Here is a 16,383-nt window from a genome sequence, read left to right on the forward strand (position 1 = left end):
GGGATGTATATGCAGGGAGATACCAATCAAACTGAATTGCAGCGCACGATGAAGGGCCGGCATTTGTTTATGATCGCCCTCGGCGGCGTGATCGGGACGGGGCTTTTTCTGGGCTCCGGTTTTACGATCAGTGAAGCGGGACCGATCGGCGCGATATTGGCTTATGTGATCGGCGGATTTTTAATGTATCTGGTGATGCTTTGTTTGGGGGAGCTCGCGGTCGCCATGCCGGTTGCAGGATCATTTCAGGCGTATGCCGCAAAGTTTCTCGGGCCGTCGACGGGTTTTACGATCGGATGGATGTACGCATTCAGCTGGGCCAATACAGTGGGGCTTGAACTGACGTCGGCGGGGATTTTAATGCAGCGGTGGTTTCCGGCCGTTCCGATTTGGGTGTGGTGCCTGGTATTCGGCGTCGTCATTTTTTCCATTAACGCGCTGTCTGCGCGGAGTTTTGCGGAAATGGAATTTTGGTTTTCCAGCATTAAGGTCATGGCCATTGTATTGTTTATTATTCTCGGCTGCGCTGCGGTATTCGGCTTTGTCGGTTTTAACGGCGGGCAGACGGCTCCGTATCTGTCAAACTTTACGACGGACAAAGGGCTTTTCCCGAACGGCGCCCAAGCCGTGCTGTTTACCCTTGTCATGGTGAATTTTTCATTCCAGGGCACCGAACTGGTCGGAATCGCCTCGGGAGAAAGCGAAAATCCGGAAAAAACGCTTCCCCGCTCGATCCGAAACGTCATATGGCGGACGCTGTTTTTCTTCGTGCTGGCGATGTTTGTTCTCGTGTCCATTTTGCCGTACCAAACGGCAGGCGTCATCGAAAGTCCGTTTGTGGCTGTGCTGGATAAAATCGGCGTTCCCTATGCGGCTGATATCATGAACTTTGTCATTCTGACCGCCATGCTGTCGGTGGCGAATTCCGGACTGTATGCTTCGTCCAGAATGATGTGGTCCCTGTCAAAAACTAAGATGGGCCCCGCTTCCTTAACGAAACTGACGAAAAAAGGCGTGCCTCTGAAAGCTCTTTCCATCACCATCGCCATCTCCGGTTTATCCCTGCTGACAAGTGTATTCGCGGCTGAAACGGTGTATGTGTGGCTCATTTCCATCTCCGGTATGATTACCGTCGTCGCGTGGATGTCAATCTGCGCTTCACAATTCGTTTTCCGGAGACGCTTTCTCGCTGAAGGAGGAAATCTGAAAGACCTGGCGTTTAAAACGCCTCTTTATCCGATCGTGCCGATTCTCGGATTTTCGGTTTACGGTCTTATCTTAATCAGTCTCATTTTTATCCCCGACCAGCGTATCGGTCTGTACTGCGGCGTCCCGCTGATGATCATCTGTTACGCGTATTATCACTTCGGTATCAAAAAACGCCTGAAGCGTGAGCCGGCTTCTTCGGAAAAAGGCGCTGCCGGATAAGAAAAAAAGCCCTCCGCTTAAAGCGGCGGGCTTTACTTTGTTTTCCGTTTTGCCGACAGCACATAGGATAGAACGGCACAGAACTCAAAACCGAAAATGCTGACGGCCATCGGCCAGGCATTTTCTTCTCCGGCAATACCGACAAGGGGAGCGGCAGCCGCACCGCCGATAAAGGGCAGGAGTCCGAGAAGAGCCGCAGCGCTTCCCGCGCCTTTCTCCTGTTTCTGCATAGCCAAAGAAAATCCCGTCGTCGTGACGATCCCGACAGAAGAAACAATGATGAATAAAGAAATGCAGACCGCCGTCAGGCCTAAACCAAACGCAAGTGATAAAAGCAAAGCGATGCTTCCGATGACGGCGATCAACAGCCCGGAGACAAACAGCTTCCGTTCATCATGTGTTTTAGCCATCCGTCCGGTGATTTGGGTGGCGCATATGATTCCCGCACCGTTTACGGCGAACAGCAGGCTGAACATTTGCGCTGATACGCCGTAGATGTTTTGCAGTACAAACGGCGACCCGGCAATGTATGCGAACATGCCGGTCATCACAAATGCCTGGCTGAGCGCAAATCCCATAAACATCCGGTCGCCAAGCAGGCCGCGAAACGTCATCAGCGTCTCCCGGAGTCCGCCGCTTGTCCGCTTTTCCGGCGGGAGTGATTCAGGCAACGCCGTAAGCACGGCGGCAGAAATGATACAGCCGATCACCGCCAGCACGATAAATACGATTTTCCAGCCGGCGAACTGAAGGATAAATCCCCCTGTAATCGGCGCTAAAATCGGCGCCGCCCCATTGACGAGCATCAGTAATGAGAAAAAAGCCGTCAATTCTTTTCCGGAATACATATCGCGTGCGGAAGCCCGTGCGATGACGATTCCGGCCGCCCCGGTGAATCCTTGAATAAACCTCATGACAATTAAAAACGAAACAGAAGGGCTGAAGGCGCATAATAAAGAAGACAGCGTATAAAGCAGCAATGACAGAATCAGCGGCTTCCGGCGCCCGATCATATCACTGAGCGGCCCGACAACGATCTGCCCGACCGCCAGCCCCAAAAGACAAAACGTCAGGCTCAGCTGCGCAAGTGACGCTGTCGTATGAAGATCGGCCGCCACTTCAGGCAAAGCGGGCAGATACATATCGAGCGAAAGCGGCCCGAATGAAGCGAGCGTCCCGAGAATCAGTACCATGCCGAGGCCTGCGCGGGCGGCCTTTGAATCAGCGTTATTCATTCCATGACCCCCACCTTAACAAATGATTCTATCACTATAGCATAACCGGACGGCGTATTTTATATTATTTGTTGAATATAAACTAAATATTTTATTTAAAATCTGAATGTAAATAAAAAATCAGAATTGGTTTTCATGTGAAATGTAAAATGAAACATAAGGATGCTAAACTATAAAACAACAAAAAGTAGAAAAGTTTTACGGAAGAGGTGTTCACAGAGCATGAACAGCAAACAAACCGATCACATCGAAACGAAACGCCGATTTCCGATCTGTCTCGCGCTTGCTTTGACATTAGGCGTATTTGCCGCCGGTTCTGAAGAGCTGGTGATTTCTCCGCTGCTTCCGGATTTGGCGCGGGCTTTCAGCTCGGATGTCAGTGTGCTGGCGCTTTCCATCAGTATTTACGGAGTGATGATTTTTATCGGCGCTCCGCTTCTCGTTCCGCTGGGAGATAAATATTCCCGGGAACTCAGCCTGCTGGCGGGGCTGCTTATATTTACGGCCGGCACGGTGATCTGCGCGCTGGCGCACAATCTCTTTTTCTTCTTTCTGGGCAGGGCGCTTTCCGGGCTTGCGGCGGGTGCGTTTGTGCCGACAGCATATGCGGTGGTCGGCGACCGTGTGCCTTATGCGTACCGCGGCAAGGTGATGGGTCTGATCGTGTCAAGCTGGTCGCTCGCTTTGATTTTCGGCGTTCCGATCGGCTCTTTTATCGGCGGTGTTTTGAATTGGCGGTGGACGTTTTGGATTTTCGCCCTGATGTCTGTCCTCGTTGCTTCGCTCATTTTCATTGAGGCGCGCCGCAGTACGGCGGATGGGGATAAAACAGAAGAGGAAAACGGACGGCAGGCAGGCACTTTCCGGGATGCGCTGAAGGTGCCCCGTGTCCCTGTATACCTCACGATCACTTTTTGCAACATGATCGGTTTTTACGGCATGTATTCCTTTCTCGGCACATATCTTCACCGCGTGCTGCCGGGGGGGAATACAGCTTCAGGGCTGCTGATCATGGTGTACGGAATCGGTTTTTCCATGAGCGTGTTCACCGGAAAAATCGCAGATAAGGCGGGGAAAATGCGCTCTTTGATCGCGGCATTGGCCATGATCAGCATATGGCTTTCCTGTCTCGCCTATGCGCCGTCATCAATGCCGTTTTTGGTCATCGGGTTATTCGTCTGGGGATTGATGCAAAGCCTGACGGTGACCTTGCTCAGCACCATTTTAAGTGATTGCTCACAGAGCCGCCGGGGCAAAATCATGGCATTTTACAGCCTGGCGTCCAATTTGGCCGTCACCTTGGGTTCTGCTGTCATGGGTCCAGTCTATGTCGGATACGGATATGCAGCTGTCGGATTTATCTGTGCGGCCGTCACCCTCATCGGTTTTGTCCTCAGCGTTTTCGCATACAGAAGGTATGGGAAATATGAGCATCAGGCCGACCAATCATTGTATCGGTAAAATAAAGTTTCTATAATTTTGTAAATGTTAATTTTTAACACCTTATATCTTAAGGTGTTTTTTAATATATAGGAATAATTATCAATATTTTCAAATAATATTGACAGCTTGAACGTCTATGGATAATATTTACTTAAAATTTAACAGATTGGTTGGTGCTCATGATTATATTGGATAATAGCATTCAAACAAAAAGCAAGGCTTATTCAATATCTAAACTGATTACGATCAACACGCTCGGTCCTGAAGGGACAAGCAGTGAGTACGCAGCAAAAAACTTCATCACCAATTTTACCCTTCTCCAAGGGGTGAACAGTAAATTATCACTGCATGATACATTTGAATCGTGCATTGAAAAAACGCTTCAAAGTCCGCTGGAATACACAATTGTGCCTCACGCGTATGACGGCATTAAGCACTTCTACATGAGACCGGATCTGCAGCTTCTGCAAATTTTCAGGTGCGACACCCCGATGTACGGCCTGGCTGTCCGGCCCGGTTTTGAATATACGGATGACATGCTTGATAAGGCTGTCATCGTATCCCACCCGTCTCCTATCAATTTGATTAAGTATTTTACCCGTAAAGATGTCACGTTTGATCTGGTGAACTCAACGAGCGCAGCCGCGAAAAGAGTGAAGGACGGTTTGTCCGACATCGCGCTGACAAATGAGCTGGCCAGACAAAAGTACGGCCTTCACTTTGTCAAAACATTTAAAAGCATTCCCATGAGCTGGTCATTATTCGGAAAAGGAGAGATTCATGATGAAAACTGAACAAGATTTGCAGGAACTTTATTTCCCGACGCCTAAATTAATAGAATGGGATAACGGAGTAAGACAATATTCGTCCGTCAGAGGCGATACGGAAGTTCTGCTTTCTTACGTTCCGCCGCATACAAACGTGGAACCGCATCAGCATAAGGAAGTCCAAATCGGCCTTGTCGTTTCCGGAGAGCTGTCCATGACTGTCGGAGATGTCACAAGAAAGATGACAGCGCTGGAATCAGCCTATATCGCGCCTCCTAACGTGCCTCACGGCGCAAGAAATGAGACGGATCAAGAAGTGATCGCCATTGATATTAAACGCCTGAAAGCCGGTGAAACCTACACAAGCCCCGAGGACTATTTTTTGAATATTTTTAAAACGAGAGACTTATTGCCTGGGATGGAAGTCACGTTCTTCGTGGAAGACTGGGTGGAAATCATGCTTGCCAACATTCCGGGCAATGGAGGAGAAATGCCGTTTCATAAACACCGCAATGAACAGATCGGCATCTGCATCGGCGGCGGCTATGATATGACCATTGAAGGCTGCAAAGTGGATATGACATTCGGCACAGCTTATTTCTGCGATCCGAGAGAAGATCACGGCGCCATCAACAGATTTGAAAAAGATTCAAAATCAGTCAATATCTTTTTCCCTCCGCGCTATAACAGAGCAAAAGCGAAAAAATTAGAGGCGAAAGAGTCATGAACCTGACGGATAAAACCGTCCTCATCACAGGGGGCGCATCAGGCATCGGTTATGCCGCGGTTCAGGCGTTTCTGAATCAGCAGGCGAATGTGGTCGTCGCGGATATTGATGAGGCGCAGGGAGAAGCGATGATCAGGAAAGAAAACAATGACAGGCTGCATTTTGTGCAGACGGATATTACAGATGAGCCGGCATGTCAAAACGCCATCCGGTCAGCGGTAGACAAGTTCGGCGGATTGGATGTGTTAATCAATAACGCCGGCATCGAAATTGTCGCGCCGATTCATGAGATGGAGCTGAGCGATTGGAACAAGGTGCTCAACGTCAATCTGACGGGCATGTTTCTTATGAGCAAGCACGCGCTCAAGTATATGCTCAAAAGCGGCAAGGGCAATATCATTAACACGTGCTCCGTCGGAGGAGTCGTTGCATGGCCCGACATTCCCGCATATAACGCCTCTAAAGGCGGCGTATTGCAGCTGACGCGTTCGATGGCCGTCGATTACGCCAAACACAACATCCGCGTCAATTGCGTGTGTCCGGGAATCATTGACACACCTTTGAATGAAAAGTCGTTCCTTGAAAACAACGAAGGCACGCTTGAAGAAATCAAAAAAGAAAAAGCGAAAGTCAATCCGCTGCTGAGACTCGGCAAGCCTGAAGAAATAGCGAACGTCATGCTGTTTCTCGCGTCGGATTTATCAAGCTATATGACCGGAAGCGCGATCACCGCAGACGGTGGATACACCGCACAATAGAGAAGGAGTGTTTACATATGGAGAGAAAAACAGTATTGGTCATTGCTGATCTTGGAGGCTGCCCGCCGCACATGTTTTATAAAAGCGCTGCTGAAAAATATAACCTGGTCAGCTTTATTCCAAGGCCTTTTGCAATTACAGCCTCTCATGCGGCTTTGATTGAAAAATACTCGGTCGCGGTCATTAAAGATAAAGACTATTTTAAGAGTCTGGCTGATTTTGAGCATCCCGATTCGATTTACTGGGCTCATGAAGATCATGACAAACCTGAGGAAGAAGTAGTCGAAGAAATCGTCAAGGTGGCCGGCATGTTCGCGGTTGACGCCATTACGACCAACAATGAACTGTTTATCGCTCCGATGGCAAAAGCGTGTGAACGTCTCGGCCTGCGGGGAGCGGGCGTACAGGCCGCTGAAAATGCCAGAGATAAAAACAAAATGAGAGCCGCCTTCAACCGGGCCGGCGTCAAATCCATCAAAAACAAACGGGTGACGACGCTGGAAGATTTCCGCGCCGCGCTTCAGGAAATCGGAACGCCGCTCATTCTGAAGCCTACATATCTGGCGAGCTCCATCGGCGTGACGCTTATCAAAGAGAGGGAAACGGCAGAAGCCGAATTTAACAGAGTCAATGAATACCTGAAGTCGATCAACGTACCGAAAGCGGTCACGTTTGAAGCGCCGTTTATCGCGGAAGAATTTTTGCAGGGCGAGTATGACGACTGGTACGAAACAAGCGGTTATTCCGACTATATCAGCATAGAAGGCATCATGGCCGACGGGGAATACTTCCCTGTCGCGATTCATGATAAAACACCGCAAATCGGATTCACGGAGACATCGCATATTACGCCGTCCATCCTGGATGATGACGCGAAGCGGAAAATCGTCGAAGCAGCCAAAAAGGCGAATGAAGGACTAGGCCTCGAAAACTGCGCAACACATACAGAGATTAAATTAATGAAAAACCGGGAAGCCGGACTGATTGAATCAGCGGCACGATTTGCGGGCTGGAACATGATTCCGAATATTAAAAAGGTCTTCGGCGTCGATATGGCGCAGCTGTTATTGGATGTTCTCTGTTTCGGAAAAGAAGCCGATCTGCCGAAAGGATTATTGGAGCAGGAGCCATGCTATGTCGCCGACTGCCACTTGTATCCTCAGCATTTCAAAGAGAACGGCCAGCTGCCTGAGACGGCTGTCGATTTCGTCATTGAAAGCATTGACATTCCCGACGGCGTCTTAAAGGGAGACACCGAAATCGTTTCTTTCTCGGCGGCCGAGGCGGGTACGTCCGTGGATCTGCGGCTGTTCGAAGCGTTCAACAGCATTGCGGCGTTCGAGCTGAAAGGAAGCAATTCGGGTGACGTGGCCGAATCAATCAAACAAATTCAGCAGCAGGCGAAGCTGACTGCAAAGTATGCGTTACCGGTATGAAACAGCTGAAACCGAACTCTAAGTATTTGCTTTTCGGGCAGGCGCTTTCGTTTATGGGAGACTATTGCGTTCTCCCGGCTCTGCTCATTTTGTCTACATACTATCACGACTACTGGGTGACGTCCGGCGTCATCGCGGTCCGCAGTATTCCGATGGTGTTTCAGCCGTTTTTAGGCGTGCTCGTGGACCGGCTCGACAGGGTGAAAATCATGCTGTGGACGGATGTGATCAGAGGTGTCATCTTTTTGGGGCTGACATTTCTCCCGAAAGGCGAATATCCGCTGCTTTTTCTGGCGCTGCTGTTTGTTTCTTACGGAAGCGGCGTGTTTTTTAACCCGGCACGTCTCGCGGTCATGTCGTCTTTAGAAGCGGATATTAAAAATATCAACACTTTGTTTGCAAAAGCCACGACGATTTCGATTATTGTCGGCGCTGCAGCCGGCGGACTTTTTCTGTTAGGCGGTTCTGTGGAGCTTGCCGTCGCGTTTAACGGGGTGACCTATCTTGTCTCCGCGTTTTTCATCAGCCGCATTAAGCTTCAATACGTGCCGATTCAGTCAGAAAACGTAAGGGAAGCTTTTCAGTCGTTTAAAGAAGGCCTGAAAGAAATCAAAACAAATGCTTTTGTGTTAAACGCCATGTTCACGATGATTACGATGGCGCTTTTGTGGGGTGTCGTCTACAGCTATTTCCCGATTGTCAGCCGCTTTTTAGGCGACGGGGAAATCGGCAATTTCATCCTGACGTTCTGTATCGGCTTCGGCGGCTTTATCGGCGCCGCTCTTGTCAGCAAATGGGGCTTTAACAACAATAAAGGGCTGATGTATTTTACAGTGTTATCGATCGTCTCGCTTGCGCTGTTTTTGTTCACCCCGATTTTCGCCGTGTCAGTCATTGCCGCCATTCTTTTCTTTATCGCAATGGAATACGGTGAAGTGCTGGCAAAGGTCAAAGTTCAGGAGAACGCGGCGAACCAGATTCAGGGCCGGATCTTTTCGGTGGCGGAGGCCTCCATCGGATTGTGCATCGCCGTCGGTTCCATGCTGATCAACATTGTAGACGCGGCAGTCATCATGGCGTTTATCGTCCTTTTGGTCAGCGGGCTGTTTCTGCATACAAAACTGGTCAATAAATCCTTTTCAGAACGGAATAACGAATCAGAGCAAATTCATTTATAAGGAGCCTTTCAGATGGAAACCATACCGTCCGACGTCATCAAGACACTTCCGAAACAGGAATTTTCGCTCGTTTTTCAAAAGGTAAAAGAGATGGAGAAAACGGGAGCTCAGATCATTAACCTCGGGCAGGGGAATCCCGATCTCCCCACACCGCCGCATATCGTTGAAACATTGCGGGAGGCTGCGCTGAATCCTTCGTATCACGGATACGGCCCGTTCAGAGGCTATCCGTTTCTGAAAGAAGCCATCGCGGAATTTTATGAGAGAGAGTACGGGGTATCGGTCAATCCGGAGACAGAAGTCGCGCTGTTCGGCGGAGGGAAAGCTGGTTTGTACGTTTTGACGCAATGCCTGCTGAATCCCGGCGATATCGCCTTAGTCCCGAACCCCGGCTACCCTGAGTATTTATCGGGAATTACAATGGCCAGAGCGGAGCTGCATGAGATGCCGCTTCATCCGGAAAACGGCTATTTGCCGGATTTTGAGCGGATTGATCCCGCCGTCCTGAAAAAAGCCAAGCTGATGTTTTTGAATTACCCGAATAACCCGACGGGCGCGACTGCGGATCAGGCGTTTTATGAAAAAGCGGCAGCGTTTGCAAAAAAACATGACATCCATCTTATTCACGATTTTGCATACGGCGCGTTCGAATTTGATCAGAACCCGGCCAGCTTTCTTCAGGCGAAAGAAGCGAAAACGGTCGGCGCGGAGCTTTATTCATTTTCGAAAACCTTCAATATGGCAGGCTGGAGAATGGCATTTGCTGTGGGGAATGAGAAAATCATTCAGGCGGTCAATGAGTTTCAGGATCACGTCTTCGTCGGCATGTTCGGCGGCCTTCAGCAGGCGGCAGCGGCGGCGCTGTCAGGAAATCCTGAGCATACCGAGCGTCTGAAGCGCACATATAAAGAACGGATTGACTTTTTCACGGCGTTATGTGAAAAGGAATTAGGCTGGAGCATTGAAAAACCGAAAGGGACTTTTTATGTCTGGGCTGAAATTCCGAATGAATTCGAGTCTTCACACCAGTTTTCGGACTATCTGCTGGAGCATGCCCATGTTGTCGTGACGCCCGGCGAGATTTTCGGCAACGGCGGAAAGCGTTATGTCAGAATATCAATGGTGGCCAAGAAGGGCGATTTGAGGGAATTCGTGCTGCGGATTCAAAAGCTCGGTTTGTCCTTTCCTTCATTACAAGAAACATCCCGCTGAGAGCGGGATGTTTTTATTATATGCTTTTCATGCTGCCGCCGTCGGCTGATACTTGCTGTCCGGTAATATAGGAGGCTTCTTCAGAGGCAAGAAAGGCAGCCAGCGCCGCGGTTTCTTCCGCAGTTCCGACACGCTTCATCGGGACGCCTGAGGCAATCCGTTCTTCCGCTTCCGCTTTAGAAATGCCGTTTTGCTTCATGACATTCTTCACGAATTGGTGATAACGGTCTGTGGCGATAAACCCGGGATTCAGACAGTTGACAGTAATGTGAAAAGGCGCAAGCTGAATGGCGATGTTTTTGCTGGCATTAATTAAAGCGGCGTTCATCATGCTGTTGGTAAACATATTGGCGCCGGGTTCTTTCCATAGGTTTCCGACGATATTAATGATTCTGCCGAATTCGTGCTGCTTCATGATTGCTGCGGCCGTTTTCATAGAGTCGATATAAGCGATCGTTTTATTCGTAAAGGTATTTGTCATATCTTCTATATCGCAGTTTTCAAAGGTATCCGGCGAGCCGCCCGGAATGTTGTTGATCAATACATCAAGCCGTCCGCATTGTGATCTGATCTCTTCAAAAATGCCGGCTCTTGTCTTCTGGTCCGACATATCCCCGGCCAGAACGGTGACGCCCGCATCCGGATGTTTGGCGAGGATCTCTTCTTTTACCGATTCGATATTTTCGGGAACTCGTGAATTAATGACGGTATGAAAGCCATTGTCCGCCAGTTTCAGAGCGATCGCTTTGCCGATCCCCTGACTGGCTCCCATAATAAACGCGGTTCGTTTTGACAACTGTCTGCACCCCTTTACCAAAATGGAATCTCCTTTACATCGTAAAAAAAAATGATAAAAATAGCAAATTTTATTTAAATTCTGACAAAGGAAAAACCCGCCGGACAGGCGGGTGGTTGTTACACGTGCAAAAACTTCGGAAGCGTGTCAAGAGACAAGCGGTTTCCGACAAAAAATGAACCGAATTCGCCGTAGCGCGCGCTGACTTCATCAAAGCGCATTTCGTAAACAAGTTTTTTGAACTGAAGCACATCATCGCTGAAGAGCGTGACGCCCCATTCGTAATCGTCAAAACCGACAGATCCCGTGATAATCTGTTTGACTTTGCCGGCATAGCTCCGTCCGATCAAGCCGTGGCTTCTCATCAGGTTTCTGCGTTCATCCATAGAAAGCATGTACCAGTTGTCATTGCCGCTTCTTCTTTTATCCATCGGATAGAAGCAGACGTATTTCGCTTCGGGCAGCTCAGGATACAGGCGGGCGCGGACATGCGGATTTTCATACGGATCGCCTTCTCCGCTTGCGAGGTAGTTGCTCAGCTCAACCACGGACACGTAAGAATAAGCCGGGATTGTAAATTCAGCAAGCTTTGATTTGTTAAATTCAAGCTCGATTTCGTTCAGCTCTTCCATTGTCGGGCGAAGAATCATCAGCATAAAATCAGCTTTCTGTCCGACGATGCTGTAGATGGTTTGCGAGCCTTTGCCTTCTTTTTGGGCGACACCCCATTTTTCAAGCAGTCCCGTAAATTCGTGAATAATCGACAGGCGCTCATCGCTGGATAACATCTTCCATGACGTCCAGTCCATTGTGCGGAAATCGTGAAGCGCGTACCAGCCGTCAAGCGTTTGGGCGGCTTCGTTCGTTTTTTGCTGCTCACTCATGTATCTTCACTCCTATATCTATTCATTGATGCCTTCACTATATCACAGTTTAACCGTTTCGGCTGTGGAGAAACCTTGAATAATCCGAAGCCTTGTGTCAGAAACTATGCCGTGAACAAACGGTCAATTAAATTAGTTAGAAAAATAAGATTTCTTTTTGAAAGCGCTATAATGGAAGTTGGTTATTTGAATTTAGCTGGAAGAAGAGTATGCTGTAAAAGTAAGCGTTTTTTGTCAACATAGAGGAGGGTATATCGTGGCAGATTTATTTACAAAAGTACAAGAAAAAGTCGCAGGAAAAGATGTGAAAATCGTATTTCCTGAAGGGTTGGACGAACGTATCCTGGTTGCGGTCAACAACTTGGCGGGCAACAAGGTATTAAAGCCGATCGTAGTCGGCAATAAAGAAGACATTCAAGCAAAAGCGAAAGAATTAAACCTTACGCTTGACGGCGTGGACATTTTTGACCCGCATACATATGAAGGCATGGAAGAACTCGTTCAGGCTTTCGTAGAACGCCGCAAAGGCAAAGCGACGGAAGAACAGGCCCGCAAAGCTTTGCTGGACGAAAACTATTTCGGCACGATGCTTGTGTACAAAGGTCTCGCAGACGGACTTGTCAGCGGAGCTGCACATTCTACAGCCGATACGGTGCGCCCTGCACTTCAAATCATTAAAACAAAAGAAGGCGTGAAAAAAACATCAGGCGTCTTCATCATGGCCCGCGGTGACGAGCAATATGTATTCGCTGATTGCGCGATCAACATTGCCCCTGACAGCCAGGACCTTGCCGAAATCGCCATTGAAAGCGCCAATACGGCTCAAATGTTTGACATTGACCCGCGCGTTGCCATGCTCAGCTTCTCTACAAAAGGATCGGCGAAATCAGATGAGACGGACAAAGTGGCTGAAGCCGTGAAAATTGCGAAGGAAAAAGCGCCTGAGCTTACGCTTGACGGCGAATTCCAATTCGACGCTGCATTTGTGCCGTCTGTCGCGGAGAAAAAAGCGCCGGACTCCGACATTAAAGGAGACGCGAATGTATTTGTATTCCCAAGCCTTGAAGCAGGAAACATCGGCTACAAAATCGCTCAGCGCTTAGGCGGCTTTGAAGCGGTCGGACCGATTCTGCAAGGATTAAATATGCCTGTAAACGATCTTTCCAGAGGATGTAATGCGGAAGACGTCTACAATCTTGCGTTAATTACGGCTGCTCAAGCGCTGTAATCCGCAAAAGCCGGCCTTTACGAGGGCCGGCATTTTTTTATAGAAAGAACGTCACTGCGGCCCAGCCGAACAGGGACAAACAGAGAGAACCGATCAAGCCTGCTGCGAGCGCCCGCCAGCCGTTATGACGAAACGCCGATATATGGACTTTCAAACCGAGACCCGCCATCGCCATGCCGATGAAAACATAAGACACTTGAACAAGAAACGCGGAAAACGAGGCTGAAATAACGCCTGATGTATGGATGGCGCTCATTCCGAGAAATCCGAAGATAAACCAAGGGATGGGGAGCGAAGCGGCAGAAGCCGTCTTTGACTTTCCGCTGCGGCGCGCCCGCATTCCGAGCATGAATGCGGCCGGGACGAGCAGCGCGACCCGGGTCAGTTTGACGATCACCGCCATCTCGACGGCTGATTTTCCTCCGGCGCTGCCGGCCGCCGCCGCATGCGCCACCTCGTGAAGCGTTGCCCCGCAAAAGGCTCCGTAAGCCGCAGGAGAAAAGCCCAATCCATGATAAGCAAGAGAATATACAACAGTAAAAACGGTTCCTAATAACGAAACGGCGGCCGCGCTGATGGCGGCTGCATTTTCATTTGATCTGATCTGCGGCGCGATCGCGGCAATGGCAGCCGCCCAGCAGATCGCTGTGCCGCAGGCTGTCAGCGTGCTGAGTGTCTGATCTATACGGAACAGCCGGGACAGTCCGTATACAACGGCACCCGCAAACATCATACAGCAGACGGCAATTGCAAATACGTGCCAGCCCGCATGATAGATATCCGCCAGATTCAGTCTCATGCCAAGCAGGATGATGCCTGCTTTCAGCAAGTATTTGCTTGAGAACGCGATCCCCGGCTCTAATGCCGCCCGCTGTCCGAATACGGCGCGCCAGAGCATGCCGATCAGCATTGCAAGGACAAGCATTCCGAACATATGCAAAAACGGCAGGCGGCTGACATAGAAAGCCGCAAACGCAATTCCTGCGGTAACTGAAACACCTTTTACCATCTTCATCTCAGTCACTTCCCATTATCTTGATAACTCCACTTTACTGCGGTCTCAATCATTAGTAAAATATATTTATATGATCTAAACGATTAGGAAAAATAATGATTAGGGGCGATGCTTTTTGTATTATGGGGAACTGAAAACATTCATTGCCGTCGTGGAAGAAAAAAACTTTACAAAGGCGGCGCAGAAGCTGATGATTTCTCAGCCGAGCGTCAGCCTTCACATTAAAAACCTGGAGAAAGAATTTCAAACCGCCTTGCTGAACCGCTCTCCGAAGCACTTTACGACTACGCCGACGGGGGACATTCTCTATCAGCGCGCCAAGCAGATGGTCTTTTTGTACGAACAGGCGAAATCCGAAATTTACGCCCATCATCATTATGTCAAAGGGAAGCTCAAAATCGCCGCGAGCTTTACCATCGGCGAATATATTCTGCCGCCGCTTCTCGCAAAGCTTCATAACGAGTATCCCGAGCTGAACCTGGACGTCATGATCGGAAACACGGAGGAGGTCAGCGAAGCGGTTCGGATGCTTCAAGCCGATATCGGATTAATTGAAGGGCATACGGGGAAAAACGAGCTCGACATTCAGCCGTTTATGGAGGATGAATTGTGCATTGCCGCACCGAACGGACACCCGCTCGCCGGCAGAAAAAACATCCCGGCTGCTGAATTGCAAAATCAAGCGTGGGTGACGAGGGAGAAGGGTTCGGGAACGAGGGAATATTTAGACCACGTCCTTCAATCAAACGGACTGCGGCCGAAATCCATGATGACGATCAGCAGCAACCAGGGCGTCAAGGAAGCCGTGATCAGCGGAATGGGTCTTTCCGTACTGTCAAAAAGCGTGCTGCAAAAGGATCTGCTTCACGGCAGCATTTCCGTGCTTGAGATAAAAGGATTCTCCTTAAAACGGAAACTGTCTATCATCCAATCTTCCATTATGGAGAACACAAAAAACAAAGAAATCTTCATCGCTCTTTTGAAAAGCCAATTTCAATCATCACAAGCGGAGTGATATAATAAATGCATGGAAAGCCTATGACGAAAGGGATTTAATATAGATGGGAAAGCAACCGATTGATTTACTGATGCAGCCGAGCTGGAGAATCATTGACCAATCCAGCCTCGGCCCTTATTTTGATGCGAAGCAGTCATTCGCAATGGATGATACGCTGTGCGCCTCCGTAGGCAAAGGGGAATCGCCTGCGACGGCACGCTCTTGGGTGCACCACCGGACGATCGTGCTCGGCATTCAGGACACGCGCCTGCCGTTTTTAGAGGACGGCGTGAAATTGCTGGAGGACGAAGGCTACCGTGTCATTGTCCGCAATTCCGGAGGCCTCGCCGTCGTACTGGACGAAGGCGTATTGAATATCTCCCTTATTTTTGAAGACGAAAAAAAAGGCATCGACATCGACAGAGGCTACGAGGCGATGACAGAGCTGGTGCGGCGGATGCTGCGTCCGCACCATGCCGAAATTGAAGCATATGAAATTAAAGGATCGTACTGTCCGGGCAGCTATGATCTCAGCATCGGCGGACGAAAATTCGCGGGAATCTCACAAAGACGCCTGCGGGGCGGAACCGCGGTTCAGATTTACCTTTGCGCCGATAAAAGCGGAAGCGAACGCGCCGATCTGATCAGACGTTTCTATCAAGCCGCTTTAAAAGACAAAAGCAACGATACAAAAGGCGTATATCCCGATATCCGGCCCGAAACGATGGCTTCATTAAGCGAATTGCTGCAAACGGACATTACCGTGCAAGACTTAATGCTGGCGCTTTTGACTGAACTGAAGGAACTCAGCGGACGCCTGTATGCAGCCGGATTATCGCCGGAAGAGGAAATGGTATTTGAAAAAAATCTGACCCGAATGCTGGAACGGAATGAGAAGGTGTTCGGCACGCAGGAAAGCTTGGACTAAGTCCGGGCTTTTTTGTTTTTGGTAATTATATACTATTTAGTTATAGTGAAAAAGAATCGTTATATCAAAACTAGTTTACATTATATACCTTATTTGATTAATATATTTATGTAGGTTCCAAATAATTCTATAAACTGAAGGAGATGGAGATATGAACTTTAAAAAAATAAAAGAAGAAAAAAGAATCACGATCCCGACACATTTGTTAGCCGGAGATGCGGAACAATCAGGCAATTCTTTCGCTTGGAGCGGCTGGGTGCTTGTAGTGCCGAGCCAAGAAGACAATCAAAACCCGAATTTGAATTTCTCTGATTTAGCCGCTCAAAAGTAGGATAATCACTGTTTGGAGCC

Annotated in this window: 16 protein-coding genes; 12 read left to right on the forward strand and 4 right to left on the reverse strand. The window is 49.1% G+C overall.

Features of this window, described 5'->3' with window-relative positions:
- The first annotated feature begins 9 nt into the window (after positions 1 to 9).
- Complete coding sequence (locus tag ACNFN4_RS06440; RefSeq protein WP_012118711.1) at positions 10 to 1,428, forward strand: amino acid permease; 1,419 nt, start codon at positions 10 to 12, stop codon at positions 1,426 to 1,428.
- Between the two features lie 32 nt (positions 1,429 to 1,460).
- Here ACNFN4_RS06440 and ACNFN4_RS06445 read toward each other — a convergent pair whose 3' ends face one another.
- Positions 1,461 to 2,663, reverse strand: coding sequence for a multidrug effflux MFS transporter (locus ACNFN4_RS06445; protein WP_014419153.1), 1,203 nt, complete (start codon positions 2,661 to 2,663; stop codon positions 1,461 to 1,463).
- A 222-nt stretch (positions 2,664 to 2,885) separates the two neighbouring features.
- On the opposite strand from ACNFN4_RS06445, the gene ACNFN4_RS06450 reads away from it, so the two are divergent.
- The 7 genes from ACNFN4_RS06450 (at position 2,886) to ACNFN4_RS06480 (ending at position 10,184) form a co-directional block, all read left to right on the forward strand.
- The gene (locus tag ACNFN4_RS06450; RefSeq protein ID WP_215797196.1) at positions 2,886 to 4,124 is read left to right on the forward strand and encodes an MFS transporter; all 1,239 of its coding nucleotides are present in this window, start codon (positions 2,886 to 2,888) and stop codon (positions 4,122 to 4,124) included.
- Between the two features lie 161 nt (positions 4,125 to 4,285).
- Complete coding sequence (locus ACNFN4_RS06455; protein WP_017418682.1) at positions 4,286 to 4,900, forward strand: bacilysin biosynthesis protein BacA; 615 nt, start codon at positions 4,286 to 4,288, stop codon at positions 4,898 to 4,900.
- Positions 4,890 to 5,600, forward strand: coding sequence for a cupin domain-containing protein (locus ACNFN4_RS06460; RefSeq protein WP_003151000.1), 711 nt, complete (start codon positions 4,890 to 4,892; stop codon positions 5,598 to 5,600). The genes ACNFN4_RS06455 and ACNFN4_RS06460 overlap by 11 nt, the downstream gene beginning before the upstream one ends.
- Entirely contained in the window at positions 5,597 to 6,358 is a 762-nt protein-coding gene (bacC, locus tag ACNFN4_RS06465; protein WP_014419150.1) for a dihydroanticapsin 7-dehydrogenase, read from the forward strand. The genes ACNFN4_RS06460 and bacC overlap by 4 nt, the downstream gene beginning before the upstream one ends.
- 17 nt (positions 6,359 to 6,375) lie before the next feature.
- A complete protein-coding gene (locus ACNFN4_RS06470) occupies positions 6,376 to 7,794 on the forward strand; it encodes an ATP-grasp domain-containing protein (RefSeq protein ID WP_007407672.1) in 1,419 nt (472 codons plus the stop codon).
- Positions 7,791 to 8,972, forward strand: coding sequence for an MFS transporter (locus ACNFN4_RS06475; protein WP_007407671.1), 1,182 nt, complete (start codon positions 7,791 to 7,793; stop codon positions 8,970 to 8,972). The genes ACNFN4_RS06470 and ACNFN4_RS06475 overlap by 4 nt, the downstream gene beginning before the upstream one ends.
- A 12-nt stretch (positions 8,973 to 8,984) precedes the next feature.
- Complete coding sequence (locus ACNFN4_RS06480; RefSeq protein ID WP_448200064.1) at positions 8,985 to 10,184, forward strand: aminotransferase class I/II-fold pyridoxal phosphate-dependent enzyme; 1,200 nt, start codon at positions 8,985 to 8,987, stop codon at positions 10,182 to 10,184.
- Positions 10,185 to 10,200: 16 nt separating this feature from the next.
- On the opposite strand, the gene ACNFN4_RS06485 is transcribed toward ACNFN4_RS06480, so the two are convergent.
- Together ACNFN4_RS06485 and hemQ are read right to left on the reverse strand one after the other, a co-directional pair.
- The gene (locus ACNFN4_RS06485) at positions 10,201 to 10,980 is read right to left on the reverse strand and encodes an SDR family oxidoreductase (protein ID WP_007407669.1); all 780 of its coding nucleotides are present in this window, start codon (positions 10,978 to 10,980) and stop codon (positions 10,201 to 10,203) included.
- Positions 10,981 to 11,099: 119 nt separating this feature from the next.
- A complete protein-coding gene (gene hemQ, locus ACNFN4_RS06490; protein ID WP_003151011.1) occupies positions 11,100 to 11,864 on the reverse strand; it encodes a hydrogen peroxide-dependent heme synthase in 765 nt (254 codons plus the stop codon).
- Positions 11,865 to 12,120: 256 nt separating this feature from the next.
- Between hemQ and pta the strand changes: the two genes are divergently transcribed.
- Positions 12,121 to 13,092: a phosphate acetyltransferase gene (gene pta, locus ACNFN4_RS06495; protein WP_003151012.1), complete on the forward strand. Its 972-nt coding sequence runs from the start codon at positions 12,121 to 12,123 to the stop codon at positions 13,090 to 13,092.
- A gap of 37 nt (positions 13,093 to 13,129) precedes the next feature.
- Here pta and ACNFN4_RS06500 read toward each other — a convergent pair whose 3' ends face one another.
- The gene (locus ACNFN4_RS06500; RefSeq protein ID WP_448200065.1) at positions 13,130 to 14,107 is read right to left on the reverse strand and encodes a YeiH family protein; all 978 of its coding nucleotides are present in this window, start codon (positions 14,105 to 14,107) and stop codon (positions 13,130 to 13,132) included.
- A gap of 115 nt (positions 14,108 to 14,222) precedes the next feature.
- Here ACNFN4_RS06500 and ACNFN4_RS06505 point away from each other — a divergent pair, with 115 nt between their 5' ends.
- The 3 genes from ACNFN4_RS06505 (at position 14,223) to ACNFN4_RS06515 (ending at position 16,363) form a co-directional block, all read left to right on the forward strand.
- Positions 14,223 to 15,122, forward strand: coding sequence for a LysR family transcriptional regulator (locus ACNFN4_RS06505; RefSeq protein WP_007407666.1), 900 nt, complete (start codon positions 14,223 to 14,225; stop codon positions 15,120 to 15,122).
- Between the two features lie 46 nt (positions 15,123 to 15,168).
- Entirely contained in the window at positions 15,169 to 16,032 is an 864-nt protein-coding gene (locus tag ACNFN4_RS06510; RefSeq protein ID WP_007407665.1) for a lipoate--protein ligase family protein, read from the forward strand.
- A 151-nt stretch (positions 16,033 to 16,183) separates the two neighbouring features.
- Complete coding sequence (locus ACNFN4_RS06515) at positions 16,184 to 16,363, forward strand: hypothetical protein (protein ID WP_003151018.1); 180 nt, start codon at positions 16,184 to 16,186, stop codon at positions 16,361 to 16,363.
- Positions 16,364 to 16,383 lie beyond the last annotated feature (20 nt).

It is taken from the genome of Bacillus sp. N1(2025), assembly GCF_053470005.1.